This window comes from Rhizobium sp. P2_G2 (assembly GCF_056403555.1).
The window spans coordinates 23,244-45,049 of the sequence record NZ_JBFUFF010000056.1; the positions used below are offsets into that span (position 1 = coordinate 23,244).

The 21,806-nt window shown below is 60.0% G+C and carries 22 protein-coding genes; 9 read left to right on the plus strand and 13 right to left on the minus strand.

Going from position 1 to position 21,806, the window contains the following annotated elements; genetic code table 11:
* Position 1 precedes the first annotated feature (1 nt).
* Both AC1D06_RS27950 and AC1D06_RS27955 read right to left on the minus strand, forming a co-directional pair.
* On the minus strand, positions 2–1,195 hold the full coding sequence (locus AC1D06_RS27950) for an amino acid ABC transporter permease (RefSeq protein ID WP_477877045.1): 1,194 nt from the start codon (positions 1,193–1,195) through the stop codon (positions 2–4).
* Positions 1,196–1,291: 96 nt separating this feature from the next.
* Positions 1,292–2,320 carry an amino acid ABC transporter substrate-binding protein gene (locus tag AC1D06_RS27955; RefSeq protein WP_477989074.1) on the minus strand — a complete coding sequence of 343 codons (1,029 nt, stop codon included), beginning with the start codon at positions 2,318–2,320 and terminating at the stop codon, positions 1,292–1,294.
* 321 nt (positions 2,321–2,641) lie between these two features.
* Here AC1D06_RS27955 and AC1D06_RS27960 point away from each other — a divergent pair, with 321 nt between their 5' ends.
* Entirely contained in the window at positions 2,642–3,832 is a 1,191-nt protein-coding gene (locus tag AC1D06_RS27960; protein WP_477989075.1) for a cystathionine beta-lyase, read from the plus strand.
* Positions 3,833–3,862: 30 nt separating this feature from the next.
* On the opposite strand, the gene AC1D06_RS27965 is transcribed toward AC1D06_RS27960, so the two are convergent.
* Complete coding sequence (locus tag AC1D06_RS27965; RefSeq protein ID WP_477877042.1) at positions 3,863–5,017, minus strand: FAD-dependent monooxygenase; 1,155 nt, start codon at positions 5,015–5,017, stop codon at positions 3,863–3,865.
* 43 nt (positions 5,018–5,060) lie between these two features.
* Complete coding sequence (locus AC1D06_RS27970; protein WP_477877041.1) at positions 5,061–5,306, minus strand: zinc-finger domain-containing protein; 246 nt, start codon at positions 5,304–5,306, stop codon at positions 5,061–5,063.
* Positions 5,307–5,432: 126 nt separating this feature from the next.
* Between AC1D06_RS27970 and AC1D06_RS27975 the strand changes: the two genes are divergently transcribed.
* The 7 genes from AC1D06_RS27975 to AC1D06_RS28005 all read left to right on the plus strand — a co-directional run bounded on the left by AC1D06_RS27975 (position 5,433) and on the right by AC1D06_RS28005 (position 11,800).
* Entirely contained in the window at positions 5,433–6,218 is a 786-nt protein-coding gene (locus tag AC1D06_RS27975) for an alpha/beta fold hydrolase (RefSeq protein ID WP_477989077.1), read from the plus strand.
* 127 nt (positions 6,219–6,345) lie between these two features.
* Positions 6,346–7,167 carry a serine O-acetyltransferase gene (gene cysE, locus AC1D06_RS27980; protein ID WP_477989079.1) on the plus strand — a complete coding sequence of 274 codons (822 nt, stop codon included), beginning with the start codon at positions 6,346–6,348 and terminating at the stop codon, positions 7,165–7,167.
* 105 nt (positions 7,168–7,272) lie between these two features.
* Positions 7,273–7,476: a DUF3126 family protein gene (locus tag AC1D06_RS27985; RefSeq protein WP_477877038.1), complete on the plus strand. Its 204-nt coding sequence runs from the start codon at positions 7,273–7,275 to the stop codon at positions 7,474–7,476.
* 222 nt (positions 7,477–7,698) lie between these two features.
* Positions 7,699–8,082 carry a phasin family protein gene (locus AC1D06_RS27990; protein WP_477877037.1) on the plus strand — a complete coding sequence of 128 codons (384 nt, stop codon included), beginning with the start codon at positions 7,699–7,701 and terminating at the stop codon, positions 8,080–8,082.
* Between the two features lie 233 nt (positions 8,083–8,315).
* Positions 8,316–8,669 carry an ATP-dependent Clp protease adapter ClpS gene (clpS, locus tag AC1D06_RS27995; RefSeq protein WP_477877036.1) on the plus strand — a complete coding sequence of 118 codons (354 nt, stop codon included), beginning with the start codon at positions 8,316–8,318 and terminating at the stop codon, positions 8,667–8,669.
* 10 nt (positions 8,670–8,679) lie between these two features.
* Complete coding sequence (gene clpA / locus AC1D06_RS28000; protein ID WP_477989081.1) at positions 8,680–11,142, plus strand: ATP-dependent Clp protease ATP-binding subunit ClpA; 2,463 nt, start codon at positions 8,680–8,682, stop codon at positions 11,140–11,142.
* Between the two features lie 142 nt (positions 11,143–11,284).
* The gene (locus AC1D06_RS28005) at positions 11,285–11,800 is read left to right on the plus strand and encodes a DMP19 family protein (protein WP_477989083.1); all 516 of its coding nucleotides are present in this window, start codon (positions 11,285–11,287) and stop codon (positions 11,798–11,800) included.
* Here the strand turns inward: AC1D06_RS28005 and phnN are convergent.
* The 8 genes from phnN to AC1D06_RS28045 all read right to left on the minus strand — a co-directional run bounded on the left by phnN (position 11,772) and on the right by AC1D06_RS28045 (position 19,900).
* Positions 11,772–12,374: a phosphonate metabolism protein/1,5-bisphosphokinase (PRPP-forming) PhnN gene (gene phnN, locus AC1D06_RS28010; RefSeq protein WP_477989084.1), complete on the minus strand. Its 603-nt coding sequence runs from the start codon at positions 12,372–12,374 to the stop codon at positions 11,772–11,774. The two genes, AC1D06_RS28005 and phnN, sit on opposite strands and share 29 nt — an antisense overlap.
* Positions 12,371–13,504: an alpha-D-ribose 1-methylphosphonate 5-triphosphate diphosphatase gene (locus tag AC1D06_RS28015; RefSeq protein WP_477877032.1), complete on the minus strand. Its 1,134-nt coding sequence runs from the start codon at positions 13,502–13,504 to the stop codon at positions 12,371–12,373. Before AC1D06_RS28015 ends, phnN begins: the two co-directional genes overlap by 4 nt.
* A 1-nt stretch (position 13,505) precedes the next feature.
* Positions 13,506–14,213, minus strand: a complete 708-nt coding sequence (locus AC1D06_RS28020) for a DUF1045 domain-containing protein (protein ID WP_477989085.1) — start codon at positions 14,211–14,213, stop codon at positions 13,506–13,508.
* Between the two features lie 73 nt (positions 14,214–14,286).
* Positions 14,287–15,621 carry a phosphonate ABC transporter, permease protein PhnE gene (phnE, locus tag AC1D06_RS28025; RefSeq protein WP_477989086.1) on the minus strand — a complete coding sequence of 445 codons (1,335 nt, stop codon included), beginning with the start codon at positions 15,619–15,621 and terminating at the stop codon, positions 14,287–14,289.
* Between the two features lie 10 nt (positions 15,622–15,631).
* Positions 15,632–16,618, minus strand: a complete 987-nt coding sequence (phnE, locus tag AC1D06_RS28030) for a phosphonate ABC transporter, permease protein PhnE (RefSeq protein WP_477877029.1) — start codon at positions 16,616–16,618, stop codon at positions 15,632–15,634.
* A gap of 153 nt (positions 16,619–16,771) precedes the next feature.
* Positions 16,772–17,677: a phosphonate ABC transporter substrate-binding protein gene (phnD, locus tag AC1D06_RS28035; protein WP_477877028.1), complete on the minus strand. Its 906-nt coding sequence runs from the start codon at positions 17,675–17,677 to the stop codon at positions 16,772–16,774.
* Positions 17,678–17,762: 85 nt separating this feature from the next.
* The gene (gene phnC / locus AC1D06_RS28040) at positions 17,763–18,602 is read right to left on the minus strand and encodes a phosphonate ABC transporter ATP-binding protein (RefSeq protein WP_477989087.1); all 840 of its coding nucleotides are present in this window, start codon (positions 18,600–18,602) and stop codon (positions 17,763–17,765) included.
* 176 nt (positions 18,603–18,778) lie between these two features.
* Positions 18,779–19,900, minus strand: a complete 1,122-nt coding sequence (locus AC1D06_RS28045) for an LLM class flavin-dependent oxidoreductase (protein ID WP_477989088.1) — start codon at positions 19,898–19,900, stop codon at positions 18,779–18,781.
* 112 nt (positions 19,901–20,012) lie between these two features.
* Here AC1D06_RS28045 and AC1D06_RS28050 point away from each other — a divergent pair, with 112 nt between their 5' ends.
* Positions 20,013–20,567, plus strand: coding sequence for a winged helix DNA-binding protein (locus AC1D06_RS28050; RefSeq protein ID WP_477877025.1), 555 nt, complete (start codon positions 20,013–20,015; stop codon positions 20,565–20,567).
* A 13-nt stretch (positions 20,568–20,580) separates the two neighbouring features.
* On the opposite strand, the gene AC1D06_RS28055 is transcribed toward AC1D06_RS28050, so the two are convergent.
* Positions 20,581–21,765: an NAD(P)/FAD-dependent oxidoreductase gene (locus AC1D06_RS28055; RefSeq protein ID WP_477989090.1), complete on the minus strand. Its 1,185-nt coding sequence runs from the start codon at positions 21,763–21,765 to the stop codon at positions 20,581–20,583.
* Between the last annotated feature and the right edge of the window lie 41 nt (positions 21,766–21,806).

Consider the following 21,806-nt stretch of genomic DNA (forward strand, 5'->3'; position numbering starts at 1 on the left):
CTCAGCGCTCCACCAAAGCCATCTTGGCATTGAACCAGTTCATGAACAGCGATGTGGCCAGACTGGTCGACACATAGAGCAGCATCCAGATGCCGATGATCTCGATCGAATGGCCGGTCTGATTGAGGATCGTTCCGCCCACCGCGACCAGATCGGCATAACCGATCGCGACCGCGAGCGACGAATTCTTCGTCAGGTTCAGGTATTGCGATGTCAGCGGCGGAATGATGATCCTCAGCGCCTGTGGCAGCACGATGAGGCGCGTGGTCAGACCCGGGCGGATGCCCAGTGCATGCGCCGCCTCCGACTGTCCCTTCGAAACGCCACGGATACCGGCGCGGACGATCTCGGCGATGAAGGAGGCTGTGTAGAAGGAAAGGGCAAGGTAGAGCGACAGGAATTCCGGCCCGACCACCGTGCCGCCCTGCATATTGAACTTACCGAGCTTGGGCACGTCGAAACTCACCGGGAGGCCGAGGCCGATGAAGGCAAGCAGCGGCAGGCCGACGATCAAAGCGAGGTTGACCATCAGCACCGGAGAGCGCTGGCCCGTCGCCATCTGCCGCTTGCTGGCCCATCTGGAATAGATGATCGCGCCGATGAGACCGATCACGAAAGCCACTGCCACGATCCAGATGCTATCGCCAAAGATCGGAGCAGGCATGTATATGCCGCGATTGGTGACGAAGACCGAAAGCGGCAGCGCCAAAGCTTTCCTTACCTCCGGCAGCAGCGACAACACGCCCTTGTACCAGAAGAAAATAACCAGAAGCGGCGGGATATTGCGAAAAACCTCGACATAAATGGTCGAGAGTTTTGCGATCAGCCAATTGTTGGACAGGCGTCCAAGACCCACCAGCAATCCGACGATTGAAGCCGTGATGATGCCGGTCACCGCGACGATCAGCGTGTTGATCAGGCCAACGACAAGCGCGCGCAGATAGGTGGAGTCGCTGGAAAAATCGATCGGCGTCTGGGCAAGTTCAAAGCCGGCGCGACCGCCCAGGAAGCCGAAGCCTGCCGTCATGTTCGCCTTGGCGAGGTTCTCTGCGGCATTTGACCACGAGTACCAGATAAGCCAGGCAATGAGGACCACCGTGAGCGCCTGATAAACAAACTGGCGCAGTTCCGGATTATACACCAAAGATTGCAACGATCGGTTCGTTCCGCCCCGTTCTACGGCGTCGACTGCCATTCATTTTCCCCTGTTCCGTCGCTCTTTTTTCCGAGCGTTTCATCGGAATATGCGGAAAGGCGGATGCCGCCTTTCCGCGAGTCAGTCAGACCAGCCTCAGCGGATCGGCGGTGCGTATTGCAGGCCGCCCTTGTTCCAGAGCGCGTTCAAGCCACGCTTGATCTTCAGGGGGCTGCCTTCGCCGACGTTGCGCTCGAAAGCTTCGCCGTAATTGCCCACCTGCTTGATGATATTATAGGCCCATTTCTCGTCCAGTCCGAGATCCTTGCCGATCGTCTCGTCCTTTTCCTCTCCGAGGAAGCGCTTGATGTCGGGATTGTCCGACTTGACCATTTCATCGAGATTGGCCTGGGTAATGCCGAACTCTTCAGCGGTTACCATGGCATAGTGTGCGTAGGAGACGACATCGAACCACTTGGAGTCGTTCTGGCGCACAGCCGGACCCAGCGGTTCCTTGGAGATGATTTCCGGCAGGATGACGTTGTCGGCCGGGTTGGCGAGGTTCAGCCGGATCGAATAGAGGCCGGACTGGTCGGTCGTGTAGACGTCGCAACGGCCGGCGCCATAGGCGGCATCGACTTCTTCCTGCTTTTCAAACACGACAGGCTTGTATTCCAGCTTGTTCGCCTTGAAATAGTCGGCAAGGTTCAGTTCGGTGGTCGTGCCGGACTGGACGCAGACGGCTGCGCCGGAGAGTTCGAGCGCCGACTTTACGCCCAGGCTCTTGTGAACCATGAAGCCCTGGCCGTCATAGTAGTTGACGGCGCGAAAATCGAAGCCCAACTGGCTATCCCGGCTTGCGCTCCAGGTCGTGTTACGGGCAAGAACGTCAACTTCGCCGGACTGCAGAGCCGGAAAACGATCCTTTGCCGAAAGCGGCGTGTACTTGACCTTGGTGGCATCACCAAACACCGCGGCTGCAATGGCCCTGCAGAGATCGACATCGAGGCCCGACCACTTTCCGGTGGAATCCTGTGCGCCAAAGCCCAAAAGATTGGAACCGTTGACACCGCACTGTACGAAACCCTTGGCTTTGACATCGTCAAGCGTGCCGGCATGAGCACTCACCGCGCCGAGCGCGACTACGGCGGCGCCGATCACACCGGTCAATAGCGTTTTGGACATTTTTCCCAACCTCTTGTTTGTCGTTGTTTCCCCGTGGATCCCCAATCGGGGATGTTCCAGCACCAACCGTTTTCCCTTCCGGAAGGCGGACCATTAAGACAATCTTAAACGCCACGATAGTCAAGACCGCACTGAGCATTTGCGGAAAATTATGCGCGAAATCTCGCCAATGGTAGAAAATGTGCAAAAATTCGCTGTTGATTTGGGCAGCTTGGCGAATAATTTTGCGCGAGCGCACGGGGCGCCTCACCGGAACGCCGACTTGACGCTTCTCCCGGCCTATGGAATGGCATTGCGATCACCAGAACATGGACTTGGCAGATGGCAATCGAGAAGCAGGCAGACGATTTCGGACCGAATACGAAGCTCACCCACCAGGGCTGGAAGCCCGGCGAATTCCACGGTTTCGTCAACCCGCCGGTCGTGCATGCCTCGACCGTGCTGTTCCCGGATTCCAGCACGATGGACCGGCGTGCGCAGAAATATACTTATGGCACGCGCGGCACACCGACCACGGATGCACTCTGCGAGGCGATCGATGCGCTCGAAGGCTCGGCCGGCACGATCCTGGTGCCGTCGGGGCTGGCTGCAGTTACCGTGCCGTTCCTGGCCTTCGTTGCCGCCGGCGACCATATCCTGGTGACCGATTCCGTCTATTATCCGACGCGCAATTTCTGCGACACGATGCTGAAGCGGCTCGGCGTGGAAACCGAGTATTATGATCCAGGCATCGGCGCCGGAATTTCCGCATTGATCCGGCCCAACACGACGCTGGTGCATACCGAGGCGCCGGGCTCGCTCACCTTCGAAATGCAGGATATCCGCGCCATTGCCGATGCCGCGCATGCGGCCGGCGCGGTCGTGACCATGGACAATACCTGGGCAACGCCGCTTTATTTCAAGCCGCTCGATTTTGGTGTCGATGTCTCGATCCACGCGGCGACGAAATATCCGTCCGGCCATTCCGATATATTGATGGGCACGGTGTCCGCCAACGAGACATACTGGCCAAAGCTGCATGAAGCACAGATCACGCTCGGCACCTGCGGCGCGCCTGACGATGCCTATCAGATTCTGCGTGGCCTACGCACCATGGGGATACGCCTGGAACATCATCAGAAAAACGCGCTCGAGATCGCACGCTGGCTGGAGGGCAGGGCGGATGTCGCCACGGTCCTGCATCCCGCGCTGGAATCGTTCCCGGGACACGCGCTCTGGAAGCGCGACTTCACGGGCGCGTCCGGTGTTTTCTCCTTCGTGCTCAGCGAGAGCGACCCGGCGAAGTTCAAGCCGCGGGCTTTCGCTTTCCTCGATGCTTTGAAACTATTCGGGCTCGGCTATTCCTGGGGTGGCTTTGAGAGCCTTGCGGTCTGGTGCAATCTCGCCGACCGCAAGGTCGCGAAAGCGCCGGCGGAAGGACCGGTGCTGAGGCTGCAGATCGGTCTCGAAGACGTGCCCGATCTGATCCGCGACCTCGAAGCCGGCTTCAAGGCCGCGGCGGAACTAGGCTGAAGAAGTACGGGCGCCAGCCGAGACGAAAGTTCAGCCCGGCGCCTTGTAGCCATAGAGCCAGTCGAGGTCGGAGGCGACGTTTTCAGGACTGCGCACTTTGAGCACCATGTCACGTGCCCAGCGGACAGGTCCGCGCGCATGGTAGGCGAACTTGTTGAAGGCTGCGCGCGAGCGGACGCGCGAGACACGGCTCTGACGGTGATGTTCGAAGAAGGCAAGGCCATCGGCAAGCGCCACATCAGCGGTTGCGATACCGGCCAGTTCATAAGCATCCTCGATCGCCATGGCCGCACCCTGCGCCGCAAACGGCGTCATGGCATGGGCGGCATCGCCGATCAGCACACCATTCCTGCCGTCGGTCCAGCGGCCCTCAGTGACGCCGAAAAGCGGCCACCAGGTGGGTTTCGGCGCATAGGACAGAAGTGTGCGGATATCGCGGTGCCAGCAGGCGAACTGGGATGTCATTTCCGAGCGGTGGCTGGGATTGCATTCCGCCGCCCAGGTCTCGCCCGGATTTTTGCCCATCGACAGCGCCACGACGTTGAACGCCCCGGCATCCTTCAGCGGATAGGCGACGATATGCGCCTTCGGCCCGACAAAAGCGGTGACATTGCGCGGGTTGAGGAAGGACGGCGCGTCCTTTTCGGGAACGATGAAGCGCCAGGCGACCATGCCGGAAAATTCAGGCGCGCCGGCATGCGGAATGCGGCTGCGAAATTTCGACCAGACGCCATCAGCGCCGATCGTCAGATCCGGCTTCATGTCGGCCAGCGCATCGAGATCGGCGTCATCCTTGATGCCTGAATCGAGTTTCAGGGTGATCAGCGGCTCGTCCTGGGCGGACTCGATCAGCACTTTCTGCAACGTTGCCCGGTGCAGCGAGGCATAGGGCGAGCCCCAGCGCTCGTGGGCGATCTTCTTGGCCGAAATCGAGGCGATCGGCGCCAGAGTCTGGCCGGAGACCAGACAGATATTGTCCGGCTCCCGCCACAGGTCCTTCAGCCTATCGGCTACACCGAGCCGGTCCAATACATAGGTGGCGTTCGGCGAGAGCTGCAAACCGGCCCCGGTCCCCTGCAGCGTCGCGGTTCTTTCCACCACCGTCGAGGCGACACCTTTTTTTGCAAAGGCGAGCGCACTCACGAGTCCGGCAATGCCGGCACCAACAATAGCGACAGATTTCATCTGGTTCCAACCTCGCGCCACTCTGGGACGCGGAAAACGTTCGTCAGGCTGCCTGGTCAGCGAAGACACAGCCCGCAGGGTCAGACTGACCGGCCTTGAGCGACGGCTCATATTGATAGAGCGTCGAGCAATACGAGCAGACCTTCTCGTTGTCGTCACCCATATCAATGAAGATATGTGGGTGATCGAAAGGAACCGATGCGCCTGTGCACATGAACTCCTTGACCCCGATCTTGATCGTCCTGTATCCGCCATCATTCTGGAAGTGCGGAATGCTGTGACCAGCCATGCAAGTCTCCGAACCGATTTATTTTGTGGTGCAACATAATGGGTCCCGAGACAAAAGTGTAGGGCCAAAACGCCGCAAACTACACATGTCAGCTATAACATTTTTGCTAGTCCGGATCATCAAACCATGCATCTCAATGCGCCAAAATTCTCGCATTTCTCCCATGACGGGTTTGACTTCGCCTATTTCGACGAAGGTGAGCGACAGGGTGCACCGACGCTGCTGATCCATGGTTTTGCCTCTTCGGCAATGGTCAACTGGGTGCAGCCGGGCTGGCTGCAGACGCTCGCTCAGGCCGGGCGCCGGGTGATTGCGATCGACAATCGCGGCCATGGCGGCAGTTCCAAGCCTCACGATTCTGCCGCCTACCATCCGGCCCTGATGGCGTCCGATGCCGCCGCGCTGCTTGATCATCTCGGCGTCGATTCGGCTGATGTCATGGGCTATTCGATGGGCGCACGCATTTCCGCCTTCCTGGCGTTGGGACATGGCGAACGGGTCCGCTCGCTGATCTGGGGCGGGCTGGGAATCGGGCTTGTGCATGGCGTCGGCGACTGGGATCCGATTGCCGATGCCTTGCTCGCGCCCTCCGTGGAGACGATCAGTCACGAGCGCGGGCTGATGTTTCGCAACTTCGCCGACAAGACCGGCAGCGACAAGCTGGCGCTCGCCGCCTGCATCGCCTCCAACCGTGTGCTGGTGACGGAGGCGGAGGTGGCGCGGCTGATGCAGCCGACACTGATCGCAGTCGGCACCCGGGACGATATTGCCGGCGACCCGCACGAATTGGCGGCCCTGATGCCGGATGCACGCGCCATAGACATCCCCAACCGCGATCATATGCTCGCTGTCGGCGACCGTGTTTTCAAGAAGGCGGCACTCGATTTCTACCAGGAAACCGGTGGTCGCTGAACGATCTGCCGCCAACGGCATTCCGTCTTCGAAGGGGTGGTCGGACTTTCACGTTCCGGTGACCCCATTTCACTATGATGCGAAATCACCTATAGTATCTGGCAGAGGAACACGAAGGAGAGCCGCAATGGCCCTGAAGCATGATGTCCGTAGCGATGCCATTGCCAGCGTCGACCCTATCTGGGATACGCTGAGGCAGGAAGCAGAGATTGCCGCGGCACACGATCCCGTCCTGGGCACCTTTCTCTATTCGACGGTGATCAACCACAAGACACTCGAAGACTGCGTGATCTATCGGATCAGCGAGCGGCTGGACCATGCCGATATCCCCTCGGTCATCCTACGCCAGGCGTTCACGGAAATGCTGAGCGATTGGCCGGAATGGGGTACGATCATCCGCGTCGACATTCAGGCCTATTTCGACCGCGATCCCGTCTGCACCCGCTACATCGAGCCCGTGCTCCACTTCAAGGGCTTCCACGCCATCCAGACCTATCGCCTGTCGCACTGGTTGCTCAACAAAGGCCGCAAGGATTTCGCGCTCTATCTCCAGAGCCGTTCCTCCAGTGTCTTCCAGACCGACATCAATCCCGCCGCCCGAATCGGCAAGGGCTTCTTCCTCGACCATGCGACCGGGCTGGTGATCGGCGAAACGGCTGTGGTGGGCGACAATGTCTCGATCCTGCAGGATGTGACGCTCGGCGGCACCGGCAAGGAGAGCGGCGACCGGCATCCCAAGGTGCACGATGGCGTGCTGATCGGGGCAGGGGCCAAGGTGCTCGGCAATATCGACATCGGCCACTGCTCACGCGTCGCCTCTGGCTCGGTGGTGCTGAAGCCCGTGCCGCCGAAGACGACGGTGGCCGGCGTGCCCGCGCGCATCGTTGGCGAGGCAGGCTGCTCGGAACCGTCACGCGCCATGGACCAACTCCTGTCGGCGATCGAGTGATATCCCTTTCGGTCGATCCTGCGCGGCTGTGAGCTTTGGGGTTTACAGCCGCGGTACACGCGTGGCAAAAGCGCCGCAAATCGGAACCGATATGGAGTGAATGCCGTGAAGCCTGATGAACTGAAGAAACTCGACGCCTATTTCAAGCGCACTCTCAACCCGAACATCGTCGTCAAGGCCCGGCCGCGCAAGAATGATTCGGCGGAAGTTTATCTCGGCGAGGAATTTCTCGGCGTCATCTACAAGGATGAGGAAGACGGCGATCTTTCGTATAATTTCTCGATGGCGATCCTCGACGTCGATCTCTAAGCGGAATTTCCCGCTTGGCCTCGCGTTTCCGGCGGGGCCAGCATGCTGCGACGCGATAAATTTTAACGAATGCCAACTCACTTCGGAAATTAGTATTACAAATCAAATATTTAAGATAAGCTACTGATTTTGCAACAAACTCTTTGGTTGCGTAGATGTTGACTTTTTTGTGCAGTGCACCTATATATTAGTGACCACTTTATGGCAAAGGGAACCCATCCAATGTTCAAATTTGACGAAGCTAGCCTGTATGGCAAAGATGCCATGGACAAGGCCCTGAAGTCCTATTCCACGACGTCCCGCGGCCTGCAGGCCATCGCGACGGAAACCACTGACTACGCCAAGAAGAGCTTCGAAGCGAGCGTTGCTCACTTCCAGAGCCTGATGGGTGCCAAGAGCTTCGAGGCCGCGATCGAGATGCAGACCTCCTATGCCAAGTCGGCAATGGAAGGCTACGTTGCCGAAATGACCAAGCTCGGCGAAATGTATGCCGATGTCGCCAAGGAAGCCTACGAGCCGGCCAAGGCTGCCGTCGCGACGGCAACCGAGGTCGTGAAGACCCGGGCGGAGAAGGTTGCCGCTGCCGCACAGAGCACCGCTGCCTGATCATACCCGCTTTTCGAATTGCGAAAGCCGGCAACCCGATGGGTTTGCCGGCTTTTATTTTTCGCCATAGCGGGAACTCTCAATTTCGCCAATCCATTTCCGGATAAGTTTCATCGAATAATATTGCAGGCTCAGAAAAGGGTCTTAAAATGGCGCGTTAGAATACCACATAACGGTCAGTGGATTAGGTTAAAATGCCTCGGCATTCATGGAATTCGGATTTGAAGGAAACGATGACTGATTTTGCATATCGGATGCAAGCCGGTGAAGAGCGGGACGCCAGTACCGGCGGTCGCGGCACGTCGGTAATCACCCGCGTTCAGCCGAAAGTGAAGAAACCGAGCCTCTACCGCGTATTATTGTTGAATGATGACTATACCCCGATGGAATTCGTGATCCTCATCCTGGAGCGCTTTTTCCAGAAGGACAGGGAGGCAGCGACAAGGATCATGCTGCAGGTCCACAATCACGGCGTGGGCGAATGCGGCACCTACACATACGAGGTCGCGGAAACGAAGGTCATGCAGGTCATGGACTTTGCGCGAGAGCACCAACATCCGCTTCAATGCGTTATGGAAAAGAAATGAGGTTCTGAACGTGCCCACATTTTCATCAAGCCTGGAAAAGGCCCTTCACCGGGCACTGACTCTCGCCAATGAACGTCGTCACGAATATGCTACTCTCGAACATCTGCTGCTCTCCCTGATCGATGACAGCGATGCGGCCGCCGTCATGCGCGCCTGCAATGTCGATCTGGACAAGCTCAAGAAGACCGTCAGCGATTACGTCGACAACGACCTGGCCAATCTCGCAACTGGTTATGACGAGGATTCGAAGCCGACATCCGGCTTCCAGCGCGTCATCCAGCGAGCGGTGATTCATGTCCAGTCGTCCGGACGGGAGGAAGTGACTGGCGCCAATGTGCTCGTGGCGATCTTCGCCGAGCGCGAGAGCCATGCTGCCTATTTCCTGCAGGAGCAGGACATGACCCGCTACGACGCGGTCAACTATATCTCGCACGGCATTGCCAAACGTCCCGGTTCCGCCGAAACCCGTACCCCCAAAGGTGTGGATGAAWGCGAGCAGGAGGCCAAGCCCGCGACCGGCAAGGAGACGGAGGATGGCCAGAAGAAGCCGCTCGACGCGCTCAAGGCCTATTGCGTCAATCTCAACGAGAAGGCCAAGAACGGCCGCATCGATCCATTGATCGGCCGCCAGTCCGAGGTCAACCGGACGATCCAGATCCTGTGCCGCCGCTCGAAGAACAACCCGCTCTATGTCGGTGACCCCGGCGTCGGCAAGACGGCGATAGCCGAAGGCCTCGCCAAGCGCATCGTCGAGAAGCAGGTGCCGGAAGCACTGCAGAACGCCACGATATTCTCGCTCGACATGGGCACGCTGCTTGCAGGCACGCGCTATCGCGGCGATTTCGAAGAGCGGCTGAAGCAGGTGGTCAAGGAGCTCGAGGATTTCCCGGGCGCGATCCTGTTCATCGACGAGATCCATACGGTGATCGGGGCTGGCGCCACCTCGGGTGGCGCCATGGATGCCTCGAATCTGTTGAAGCCGGCTCTGTCCTCCGGGGCGATCCGCTGCATCGGTTCGACCACCTACAAGGAATACCGCCAGTTCTTCGAGAAGGACCGGGCGCTCGTCCGCCGCTTCCAGAAGATCGACGTCAACGAGCCGAACATCGACGACGCCATCGAGATCATCAAGGGCCTGAAGCCTTATTTCGAGGAGTTCCATCACCTGCGCTATTCCAACGACGCCATCAAGGCGGCGGTGGAACTGTCGGCCCGCTACATCACCGACCGCAAGCTGCCGGACAAGGCGATCGACGTGATCGACGAGACCGGCGCCTCGCAGATGTTGCTGCCGCTGTCGAAGCGCCGCAAGCTGATCACCGAAAAGGAGATCGAAGCGACGGTCGCCACCATGGCCCGCATCCCGCCGAAGACGGTGTCTCGCGATGACGAGGAACTGCTCTCCAATCTCGAGCAGGAACTGCGCGCCGTGGTCTACGGCCAGGAAGTCGCCATCGAGGCGCTGACGTCCGCGATCAAGCTGGCGCGTGCCGGCCTGCGCGAACCGAACAAGCCGATCGGCTCCTATCTGTTCTCCGGCCCGACCGGCGTCGGCAAGACGGAAGCGGCCAAGCAGCTTGCCTCGTCGCTGGGCGTTGAACTGCTGCGTTTCGACATGTCGGAATATATGGAACGCCACACCGTGTCGCGGCTGATCGGTGCCCCTCCCGGCTATGTCGGCTTCGATCAGGGCGGCCTGCTGTCCGACCAGGTCGACCAGCATCCGTATAGCGTGCTGCTGCTTGACGAAATCGAGAAGGCGCATCCGGACATCTACAACATCCTGTTGCAGGTGATGGATAACGGCTCTCTCACCGACAACAACGGCAAGAAGATCGACTTCCGCAACGTCATCCTGATCATGACCACCAATGCCGGTGCGCAGGACATGGCCAAGTCGGCAATCGGCTTTGGCTCTTTGAAGCGCGAAGGCGATGATATCGAGGCGATCAACAAGCTGTTCACGCCGGAATTCCGCAACCGTCTCGACGCGATCATCCCGTTCGCGCCGCTGCCGATGACGGTCGTCCACAAGGTGGTGCAGAAGTTCGTCTTGCAGCTGGAAAGCCAGCTGGCCGAGCGTCACGTCACCTTCGAACTCACCGAGGAGGCCACGACCTGGCTGGCCGAGAAGGGTTACGACGAAAAGATGGGTGCGCGTCCGCTGGGCCGCGTGATCCAGGAAAGCATCAAGAAACCGCTGGCCGAGGAAATCCTGTTCGGCAAACTGAAGAAGGGCGGCATTGTCCGCGTCTCCGTCGCCAAGAAGGAAGACGGCAAGACCGGCATCGTGCTCGAGGCCCTACCGGATACGCCGGTCAAGCCGAAGGACGAAGCCGAAGTCGCCGCCACGCCGCCGGTTGGTCGGAGCGGCAAGGGTAAGCCGGAAGTCGAGGAGGCTGTTGCGGCGGCCGAACCGGTTGACGAGCTACCCAAGCCGAAGCGCCGGCCGTCGGTGCGGAAGGACGATTGAGGTCGTTTGAGTGAATGACGGGCGGGCGGGATGCGAATCCCGCCCGCTTTGTTTTGTCGGGGCGACAGCCATCATGGCCGGCGAGCATTGACAGTTTGCGTTGTAGATCGTGAATATGCCTTGTTCCATGAGGCGGGTAGCGATGGCATCATGTTCAGTTGAGGCATGGAATAATTTCGTTCTTTGGAGCGAAGCATCGGCTTATGAAAAGGACTCCGTCCAATGGGCCGCGGCCACCGCCAATCGCTACATGGGATCCGTCAACAGCGGTGGCCTCAACTCATTCTTGAGCCAATCCTGGGATCTGGATGCCCAGGATGTCGTCGACGCTCTCCATGTTGTCGGTGCGCAGGCCGCTGCAAAGCAACTTGAATATGTACTTCAGAGACTTGGCGTGCCCTTGCCGGTGTCATCGCAGCAGGAAAGATGGGATGCTGTCGGTTGGTGCTGGAAGGACGAGCTTGACCCAATCGACTGTCTTTCAGACGAAGCGGAAGCCGAACTGATGGTTGCGCTGCAAGCCCACGTCGCCAACGAGGAAGACTTCTATGTTGAACTGGGAGCCGGTCGGACAAACACTGCCGATCTTGAAGATCGACCTGCCAGTGACCGCTCCTACATCGATCGCCTCAGGCGCTTCTTAAGGCGTGTTCGGTGATGCTGCGGCTTGCGGCTCGCATGATGACCTCGACAAAGGCGTTGCCCGCTGCCTCCAGCGTCCCGCTATTGTCAATCTCTACTGCGTGGCAGTCGATCGACCAAGACTGCTCCTGGGAGCGGGCCAGCCGCTTTGAGATAGCCGCATCGTCCTCRCGGCCGCGCGATTTCAAGCGCTCGGCAATGATTTCCGGTGCGGCGGTTACCGTCACCACGAGCAGGTTGGAATAGGCCTTTTGAAATTCGGGAAGCGCAGCGCGGGAACCGTTGGCGATCAGCGTTTTGCCACTGGCAAGCTGGTCGCGGGTTTCGGCGGGAATGCCATAGTAGAGATCATGCGCTCCCCAGTGGACAGCAAATCGGCCGGCGTCGCGCATGGTTTCGAACTGCGCCTGCGTCACCGCATGGTGATCCTCGCTGCCAGCATCGGCATCACGGGTGATGAAGCGGCGTACGAAGCCGATATCGGCCTCATTGACCAGGTGCCGGCGGGCGAAATCGATCAGGCTGTCCTTGCCGGCGCCGCTTGGGCCGACGACGGCAATCATCGTACCCTGTAGGCGGTCGTCGCTCATATCACCCGCTGCCCTTCGCGCCAGACGGAACGGACCACCGGCACACCGCTCTTGCGGTCGATGCGGGCGAGGTCGGCGCGCAGACCTGGCGCGATGCGGCCGCGGTCGTTGAGGCTCACCGTCCGGGCCGGGGTCGAGGTGACCATGGCGATCGCCTTTTCCAGCGGCATGCCGGCATCGGCGAGCACGAAAGGCGCGTGGATCAGGCTGAGCGGCACGTAGTCCGACGACAGCACATCGAGAATACCGTGGTCGGCCAGATCCTTGGCGGTGATGTTGCCCGAATGCGACTTGCCGCGAACGATGTTGGGGGCGCCCATCAGCACGCTCATTCCTGCCTGGTGCGAAGCGCGCGCGGCTTCATGGCTGGTCGGGAATTCGGCAAGGCGGACGCCGTAGCCGATGGCTTCCTCGACATGCTCCACCGTGGCGTCGTCATGCGAGGCGACGGTGATGGCATGGCTGTTGCAGAAGGCAGCGATGATGTCGCGATGCTTCTTCGCGTGACGCTCGGAGGCTTCAAGGCGACGTGCGACGAATTCGGCGAACTGCTCGTCCGTCAGCCCTCGCTTGGTCTTGTAGTAGAAGGTATACTGATCCATCGTCTGGAACTGGCGCTGGCCTGGCGCATGGTCCATCATCGACACCAGCTTTACCTGCGGGTCATGCTCGAATGTCTCGAAATGGTCGATGACGTCGGATGACGAGACTTCGCAGCGCAGGTGGATCAGGTGCTCCGCCTTCAGGCGGTTTTCCGTCCGCGCCGTCATCAAAGCATCGGCCATGTCACGCATCTCGCCCGTCTCAAAGCCACCGTCTTCATCCGAGCCCATGCGCAGGCAATCGAAGACAGTGGTGATGCCCGAAGAGGCGACCTGGGCGTCATGTGCCTGGATCGCGGCGATCTTGTCCCAGCGGACGCCGGGGCGGGGCGAATAGTGGCTTTCGAGATGGTCGGTGTGCAGTTCGATCAGGCCCGGGATCAGATAGTCGCCTTCGAAATCCTCACCGATAGCCGAAAACCCTTCTGACAGTTCGGCGATCTTGCCATCGCGGATCACGACCGATCCGTTGAGGATCTTGTCGTCGAGGACGATGCGCGCATTTCTGAAGACGGTATCCTTGGACATTTCAGGCGGTCTTTCTTTGGATCAGCGGACGGAGGGGCGTGATCCTTTTCATGACAAAAGGACTTCCGCGTTCGGGTTCGATAAACAGGGCAAGGTGGGAAATGGCAAGCGGCCGGTCGAGGAAATCGGCGAAGAAGGCCTCGATCGCAGCGCGCATGGCCGTCTGGCGTTCAACCGGCACCTGGCCGGTCAGCGTCATGTGAAAGCGGAAATCCTCGAAAACGTAAGGATAGCCCCATTGCAGGAGATGATTGCGCTCGCTTTCGCTCAGCCGCTCCGGCCGGCGGCGGGCGATGTCGCCTTCCGAAAGTGCTGCGCGGAAGGGCTCGAAATGGGTCACGCTGGCATCGGCCAGCGCCTGCAATTCGTCACTTTCAGTGCCCGGAATCAGGGCCAAGAAGGCGCCGAGTTGGCCGAGCACGATCTTCGGGAGGTCGAACGCATCGATCTCTGCGGCAAAGTCGTCGAATGCGGCGAACAGGTCCGCCTCGCTGCGCCCAGGCGCCAACTCGATCGGCGCCTTCAGCGTCGCATGGAAGCCGTAGCGGCGCGGCTCGTCGGTCAGCGCCGCCAGTTCGGCGGCATCGAAGCCATCAGCGACAGGCTGGTCAAGCGGGCTGCCATCGAAGGCGTCCCGTCCCAGCCAAGTTGCAGCACGGATCGAAAGCGGATCATTCTCCGGGGGAGCAAAATAGAGTGCGTAGCGCATGACCTCTGTCGGACTCGGGTGTCGCGAGTCGACCCTGTTTAAGAAGCCGTTGCTCTATAGCCGCACTGTGACATTAACGTGAAGATGGGCCGATTAATCTCGACCGCAAAGCCGTCGACAAGGTGTCGAAAATATAGACGACGAGGAAGATCAGCAACACCATATAGGCGACATTTGCCCAGTTGGCATTGGTGCGCATCGCCTCCCAGAGTTTCAGACCGATACCACCGGCGCCGACGGCACCGATGATCGTGGCTTCGCGCACATTCGATTCCCACTGGTAGAGCGTCTGGCTGACCGTCACCGGCACGATCTGCGGCATGACGCCGAAGCGCTGCACGGCGATCGGCGAGGCGCCGACCGAGCGGATGCCCTCACGCGGCTTGTTGTCGATATTTTCCAGGCCTTCGGAATAGAGCTTGCCCAGCGTACCGGTCTCAGTGAGGAAGATCGCGCCCGAACCGGAAAGCGGGCCGGGGCCGAAGGCGCGGGTGAGGAACAGCGCCCAGATCAACATGTCGACGGAGCGCAGGAAGTCGAAGAAGCGCTTCAGCGCCGTGTTCAACGCGCGGTTCGGCGTGATATTGCGGGCTGCGAGGAAGGCGAGCGGGAAGGCGAAGATCGCGCCGAGCAGCGTGCCGAGGAAAGCCATGGTGATCGTCTCGAACATCTTGGTCCAGACATCGCCATGCTGCCAGGCATTGTTGTTCCAGATATTGTCCCAGGCCAGTGACAGGTTGGACTGGTCGGGGTCGATGCGCGGACCGGAGACGATGAGGCTCGCCACTTCGCCGGTCGACTTGTTGAAGAACGGCGACTGCGTGTCGAAGAGGAAATTCGCCCAGCCCCAGAAGCGCTTGCGCACCTTGACGCGGTCGACGTCGACGCTGACATCGCCGGACAGGCCGAGGTCGACGAGAATGGTGTCGGTATAGACGGTGACATAGCTCGGAATCGGGCCGACCAGTTTCGGGCTACCGCTGGTCACGTCGATACGCAGATCCTGTCCGTGGGTATGAACGGTCGTGCCAGCCTTGGTGATGGTGATGCCGCCGCTGATGTCGACATGGACAGTACCGTCGGGATTGTTCCTGACCCAGTCCGGATGCGGGTCACTGCCCAGCACCGAGAAACGCGAATATTTGGCCTGGATCGTGCCGTCGTCCTTGATGCGGAAATCCGGTTGGACGTCATAGCTGATCCATTGGATCATATAGATGCCGAAGCGTTCCCAATGCGCTTCTGAAACCAGCTTCGGCAGGTCGAAGAACCAGACGGCGTAGATCGCATAGATGAGCGTGCCGATGACGATCAGCAGGCCACCAAAGCGCTGGCGCGGCGAGCGGTAAAGCAGCTCCGGATAGCGCTGCTCGATTTCCTGCATGCGGATTGCGTCGAGAGTCGCCATGGCTGACCTCTTAGTGCTGGAGGAGGAAGGCATGCTCGCCGACGAGGCGACGGCGGAGCCAGGCGGAGAACTGATCGACAGCGACAATCGTGATGAACAGCAGCAGCAGGAGCGCGATCGTCTTGGCGCCGAAGCCGCGCGAAATGGAGAGCTTCAGCTCTTCACCGATACCGCCGCCGCCGACCGCGCCGATGATGGTGGAGGCACGCACATTGATTTCCAGGCGCAGCAGCATGTAGGAGGTGAAGTTCGGCAGCACCTGAGGCAGGGCGGCGAAGCGCACGCGCTCCATCCAATTGGCGCCCACCGCCTTGATGCCTTCGTCCGGCTTCATGTCGATGTTTTCGACGACTTCATAGAAAAGCTTGCCGAGCGCGCCGATCGTGTGCAGGCCGACGGCGATGATCGCGGCGACCGGGCCGACCGAGAGGATCGCGGAAAACAGGCCGGCGATCACCAGTTCAGGGAAAGCGCGCAGGATTTCGCAGGTGCGCTTGGCAAACGTGCGCGGCAGGAAGGACGGCGTCATGTTGCGGGCGGCGAGGAAGGCGAGCGGCACAGCGAAGACGAAGCCGATGATCGTCGCGACGAGTGCGACGTTGATCGTGATGATCATCAGTTCGAAATATTCGGGGATATAAAAATCGCCCCAGACATAGACGCGCCCCTTGGCGAAGTTGAATTCCTCGCCACCGTTGTCATGGATGCTGGGCCTATCGAACAAAGCACGCCAGACGTCGTTCCAATCCTTGGGGATCAGCCATTCGAGAAAGTCGAACAGATGCGGCAGGCGCTCGAAGAAGTGACCGGCATTGGCCTCGTCGGCGAATTTTACCGAGCCGATGAAGCCGGCGACCAGGATCACCAGCCCAAGGATCGTGTAGAACCGGCGCCGGGCGACCATCTTGTCCCAGGCGCTGACGATTTCGCGAGTTTCGTCCTTCAATTGCCCATGCATATCGGCACGCAAAGGCGGTTGAGTATCGGCAATGGTCATGGACGTTCCGCCCGCTGGAGCATGTCTGCCGAAATTCGGGTCCCGGTTAAGAGACAAGACATGCATAGAAACAAGAAGCCAAAGCTACGCTCTGCTCGTGGTCACGCGAAAAGGGCGGCTGTCTCCAGCCGCCCTTCCATTCCATGGTTCCGATCAGCCGCCGATGGCCTGCTTGCGGACGTCGACGATGGCATTGTAGAACTCGTGCTTGACCGGGACGTAGCCCTTGAAGTCGCCGCCTTCGATGGCGGTGAAGCAAGCATGGTCCTTGGCCGGCAGTGCGGTGAAGAAGGCGGCCAGCTTGGCCTGCCATTCCGCACCGAGTTCGTTGCGGACAACCAGCGGGCCGTTCGGGATCATCGGCGAACGCCAGACTTCAACCAGCTTGTTCGGGTCGACGGCGCCCTTTTCGACTTCCTTATGGAACGTGCCCGAGGTGAAGCCGTCCTTGAAATCGCCAATGCCCGAGGAATCGTCGACGGCAACGTCGACCTTGCCGTCATAAGCGGCGAGCAGGTTGTTCTCATGGCCGCCGTTGAACTGGGTCTTGGCGAAGAACTTGTCGTTCGGCACGCCAGTGGTCTTCGGAATCTGCGTCAGGGGCACGAGGTAGCCCGAGGTCGAATCCGGATCGGCATAGCCGAGGACCTTGCCCTTGGCGTCCTTGATGTTCTTGATGCCGGAAGACTTAAGAGCGAGACCGATCGAATAGTAGCCGGTCGCGCCGTCTTCCTGCTGCGTCGTCAGGATCGGGGTGACGGCCTTCGGATTCTTCAGGTAGACGTTGGCATAGCCGGACGCGCCGAGTTCGGCGAAGTCGAGCGTGCCGCCGAGCAGGCCCTGGATAACGCCGTCATAGTCGGCGGCCGGGAAGAGCGAAACCTTCTCGAAGCCGAATTCCTTTTTCAGGTGATCCTGAAGGCAGGCATAGTTGCGCAGGCGGTCAGCTTCGTTCTCACCGCCGAGAATGCCGACGCGGAATTCCTTGATGTCTGCAGCATGCGCAGCGCCGGCGAGAGCGAACAGCGCCGTTGCGGCAAAGAGTGCTTTCTTCAACATGGGTTCTCTCCTGGTTGACCATTGTCAGGTCGTCTTGCTTATGAAGAAGTGCCCTTGACGCGGGCGGGCGATCGCAGCCAGCCTGTCAGTGGCCGGCGAGTACCAGCGGTTCAACGCCGGCAGATTTTTGTGCGGCATTCGCAATGTTGATCGCGGTCGAGGTCATCGTTTCGTCGATGCCGGCGCCATCCTTGTCGGTGCCGTAGATGGTCCTGACAGCCTCGGCGTTGAGGTCCTCGGGCCTGCCATCGAAGACGACGCGGCCCGCGGCCATGCCGATGATGCGCTCGCAATAAGCGCGGGCGGTGTCGAGCGTGTGCAGGTTGGTGACGACGATGATGCCTTCGCGCTCATTGATGTCGCGCAGCGCATCCATGACGATCTTGGCGTTCATGGGATCAAGCGAGGCGATTGGCTCGTCGGCGAGCAGCACCTTCGGCTCCTGCAACAGGGCACGGGCGATGGCAACGCGCTGCTGCTGGCCGCCCGACAACGTGCCGGCGGCCTGCAGCGCCGTCTGCTCGATGCCGAGGCGCTCCAGGGCGGCAATCGCCATGATGCGTTCTTCGCGGGTGAACATGCTCAACACGCTCGACATCGTCGAACGATGATTCAGCCGGCCGAGCATGACATTGGTCAGCACGTCGAGGCGCGGCACGAGGTTGAATTGCTGGAAAATCATGGCGCAATCACGCTGCCAATGGCGAAGGCTCGGGCCGCGCAGCTTGGTGACATCCTTGCCGGAGAAGGAGATCGAACCCGACGACGGATCGGCCAGCCGGTTGATCATGCGAAGCAGGGTGGACTTGCCGGCGCCGGAGCGGCCGATGATGCCGACCATCTGGCCGGCGGGGATATCGAGCGTTACGTTGTCGACGGCGATCTTGGCGCCGAACTGCCGCGCGACGTTCCTGAATTCGAACATCCCTGCCATTCCCTGTTATATCTATAAGTTAGGGGATGATCTAATGCCGCTAAATTACGGAGCCGTGTCAGTGCGATGACAGTTGGATGACAATCCACATTGGCGCAATGCGGTGAAATAAAAGGAAAATCCGCCGAAAGAACCGGCGGATTCACGATAAAGTTGCGCAGAGGCGGTCAGGCTGCCGCAACGATCCTTGCAGCGGGCTGGCGGATGCCTTCACCCTCGAGGATCGGCAGGACGCGGTCGCGGAAATAGGGGAATTCCTCGGCATAATCGACGAAGGACAGGGTAGTGCCGCCAAAGCCTGCTTTATGCAGCGCGATCATACCTTCGGCCACCTGTTCCGGCGTGCCGACAAGCGGGAAACCGCCATGACCGGCGGCCATGCGGTCGCGGATCAGAGCCAGGAGATCATGCGGGAAGGACTGCGCATGGGCGAATTGCAGGCGCACGAGATTGTCGACCGCTTCCCAATCGGCATTGTCCTTGCCGAAATGCTGCAGATAGTCCTTCGCCTCCTTCTCCGTCGGCCGGCAAACGACATGCGAGAAGGTCAGCACACCGACATCGCGTCCGATATCCTTCGCCTGCTGCTTCAGTGCGGCGATCTCCTCAGACGAACGGGCGAGATCAATCGCCGGCGTGAACAGGAAATCGGCCTTGCGCACGGCAAAGGTGCGGCCTTGGCCTGACCCTGCGGCATTGAGGATCGGCGGCTTGCGGGCAGGGCGGGGATCGCCGAGCACATTCTTGAGCTTGAAGAATTCGCCGTGCCAGTCGAAGGCTTCGGTCCGTTCCCAAAGCGCGCGGACGATGGCGAACCATTCGTCGGCATAGGCGTAGCGATCTTCATGACCGGCGGGCAGCTCGAGACCCAGCGCCTCATATTCCGGCTGGTTCCAGCCGGCGACGATGTTGAGACCGATGCGGCTGTTGCTGATCTGGTCGATGGTCGCGAGTTGCTTGGCAACCACGACCGGATGGTTTGCCGCCACATGGATGGTAGCGAAGACGTTGAGGTCGCGCGTATGGGCCAGAAGTCCGGCGGCCCAGGTGACGGTCTCCAGCACACTGCCGTGGAAATTGGTCTCGCCGCCATAGCCGATCCAGCGGGCGATCGGCAGCATGAATTCGATGCCGGCATCATCCAGCATTTTTGCCAGGCGAAGATTGTTCTCCCAGGAATTGACCCAGCGCTTCGGCACTTTGGTGACCGACATGCCGCTGGAGCAGTTGGAGGCGAATGTGCCGAGCACGAACTGGTTCGGTGTGAACATGCTGTTCTGACTGGTCATTTTGTTCCCTCGAAATTATGATAGAATTTACAATAAAAAGTCTATCTTAAAATCGACTGTTGTCAACCAGCCAGACCGGCTAGGTTGAGACGATTGAGAAGGAGAAGTCTGGATGGCCGAGAAAGGCAAGACGAGCGGCAAAACAACGGAAGGGCTCGATCGGAGCTGGCATCTGGCGCGCACGCCGGTGGAAATCGATGTTGCCGAGATCGAATATGCGCTGATGCGCACCAACCAGGCGTTCGAGCGCTGGCAGACGGAATGCCTGGCATCAGTGATCGATTTCGCAGCGAGCGGCGAAGAAAATGCCATGCTGCACATCATCCGCATGAACGATCGCCCCAAGACGATCAAGGACCTGGCGCGGCTCGCCAATCGCGAGGACATTCCCAACATGCAGTACAGCCTGCGCAAGCTGATTTCCGCCGGCCTGGTGGCCCGAGAAGGCAGCGGCCGCTCCGGCGTCACCTATTCGGTGACGGAGCTTGGCCGAGAGGTCACCGACCGTTATGCCGAAGTGCGCGGCACGCTTTTGATTGACGCGATCTCATCGGTGCCGAACTTCCCGCAGCGGCTTGAAGAGGCGACGCGGACGCTCGAACTGCTGACCGGCATCTATGAGCAGGTGGCACGGGTGGCGGCGACACACCGGCGGACGTATAAATAGTGCGTAGATCGTTTTAGGCGCGGACTGTTTGCCGGCTGTCGAAGTCGGCGAGCGAGGATGGCGAACTCGGCCGGAACCATCTCGCCAGAAGTCCACGATTGGTCAGCTGCCGCATCGTCATCCCCGCTGCGGTTCCCCTGAGCAGCGCCACCTTGCTCAACGGCAATCGGGCAAGGCTGAAACCGATCCCATCCATGTGCGGATAGAAGAAGGACTTGAGCTGTTCGCAGCGGCGTAGGTCTGCCGTGATCGGCGAGAGCGCTTCGCGGTAGGCAGCGCCGGCGGACGTGGCGCGCCCGGTCTCTGCGGCATGGATCGCATCGGCAACCGCCAGGCCGGAACGGACCGCATTGTGCAGTCCTTCGCCAAACAGCGGCTCGACAAGACCGGCCGCATCGCCGGCAAGCAGGATGCGGTTCGAGCGCGGCAACCCRTTCGCACCGCCGAAGCCGAGCGGAAAGCCGACGATATGCTCGAGGTCATCGAGGCCGAGCCGGGCCTTGCAATAGGCGCCTAACAGGTCCTTGCTCAAATGGACCTGGGCGTCATGGGTATAGATCCCGACATTGACGTGATCACCCTTCGGGAACAGCCAGCCATAGCCGTTGTCGACATAGCCGAAGAAGAACTCCGCATCGGGCATGCGGCCGATTTTCGCGAGCGGCATCAGGCCTTCGATGGCGAAGCCTCGCTTGAACGGGATGCCGGCGATGGTCAGCCGCCTCACCGTGCTGTTGGCGCCATCGGCGCCGACGAGATATTTCGAACGGATCGTGCGGTTCCTGAAACGAAGCTCGACTGCGTCCACCTGCTCCTTGATCGCTTCCAGTCTACCGTCCACCTCGAAGTCGACGCCTGCCGCAATCATCTTCTCGACATTGAACGCGTCGAATTCTTCGCGGACGACGAAGGCGCAAATCGGATCGGCGCCAGCAAACATTTCGAGGCGCTCTCGCCGGTCGCTCTTCACGCCGATCGCAAAGCGGTCCGTGACACTGCGGATGATCGGGCCGACCGAATGGGGCAGGGCATTCAACGTCTTGACCGTCAGGCCGCCGGCACAAGGTTTTACCCGCGGGAAGGCGGCCTTGTCGACGACGAGCACCTTGAGGCCAAACGACGCCAGCCGAATGGCCGCCATCGCGCCGGACGGGCCAGCGCCGATAACCGTGACGTCGAAATCTGTTTTGGCGCTCATGCGTTAGGCGACTTCCGAATTGGTTGCGCGCCCTGTTACAT

Excerpts from the sequence above, each read along its gene's own strand:
- AC1D06_RS27950 (WP_477877045.1), bottom strand. The coding sequence starts at position 1,195 with ATGGCAGTCGACGCCGTAGAACGGGGCGGAACGAACCGATCGTTGCAA.
- AC1D06_RS27955 (WP_477989074.1), bottom strand. The coding sequence starts at position 2,320 with ATGTCCAAAACGCTATTGACCGGTGTGATCGGCGCCGCCGTAGTCGCG.
- AC1D06_RS27960 (WP_477989075.1), top strand. The coding sequence starts at position 2,642 with ATGGCAATCGAGAAGCAGGCAGACGATTTCGGACCGAATACGAAGCTC.
- AC1D06_RS27965 (WP_477877042.1), bottom strand. The coding sequence starts at position 5,017 with ATGAAATCTGTCGCTATTGTTGGTGCCGGCATTGCCGGACTCGTGAGT.
- AC1D06_RS27970 (WP_477877041.1), bottom strand. The coding sequence starts at position 5,306 with ATGGCTGGTCACAGCATTCCGCACTTCCAGAATGATGGCGGATACAGG.
- AC1D06_RS27975 (WP_477989077.1), top strand. The coding sequence starts at position 5,433 with ATGCATCTCAATGCGCCAAAATTCTCGCATTTCTCCCATGACGGGTTT.
- cysE (WP_477989079.1), top strand. The coding sequence starts at position 6,346 with ATGGCCCTGAAGCATGATGTCCGTAGCGATGCCATTGCCAGCGTCGAC.
- AC1D06_RS27990 (WP_477877037.1), top strand. The coding sequence starts at position 7,699 with ATGTTCAAATTTGACGAAGCTAGCCTGTATGGCAAAGATGCCATGGAC.
- clpS (WP_477877036.1), top strand. The coding sequence starts at position 8,316 with ATGACTGATTTTGCATATCGGATGCAAGCCGGTGAAGAGCGGGACGCC.
- AC1D06_RS28005 (WP_477989083.1), top strand. The coding sequence starts at position 11,285 with ATGGCATCATGTTCAGTTGAGGCATGGAATAATTTCGTTCTTTGGAGC.
- AC1D06_RS28015 (WP_477877032.1), bottom strand. The coding sequence starts at position 13,504 with ATGTCCAAGGATACCGTCTTCAGAAATGCGCGCATCGTCCTCGACGAC.
- AC1D06_RS28020 (WP_477989085.1), bottom strand. The coding sequence starts at position 14,213 with ATGCGCTACGCACTCTATTTTGCTCCCCCGGAGAATGATCCGCTTTCG.
- phnE (WP_477989086.1), bottom strand. The coding sequence starts at position 15,621 with ATGGCGACTCTCGACGCAATCCGCATGCAGGAAATCGAGCAGCGCTAT.
- phnE (WP_477877029.1), bottom strand. The coding sequence starts at position 16,618 with ATGACCATTGCCGATACTCAACCGCCTTTGCGTGCCGATATGCATGGG.
- phnD (WP_477877028.1), bottom strand. The coding sequence starts at position 17,677 with ATGTTGAAGAAAGCACTCTTTGCCGCAACGGCGCTGTTCGCTCTCGCC.
- phnC (WP_477989087.1), bottom strand. The coding sequence starts at position 18,602 with ATGTTCGAATTCAGGAACGTCGCGCGGCAGTTCGGCGCCAAGATCGCC.
- AC1D06_RS28045 (WP_477989088.1), bottom strand. The coding sequence starts at position 19,900 with ATGACCAGTCAGAACAGCATGTTCACACCGAACCAGTTCGTGCTCGGC.
- AC1D06_RS28050 (WP_477877025.1), top strand. The coding sequence starts at position 20,013 with ATGGCCGAGAAAGGCAAGACGAGCGGCAAAACAACGGAAGGGCTCGAT.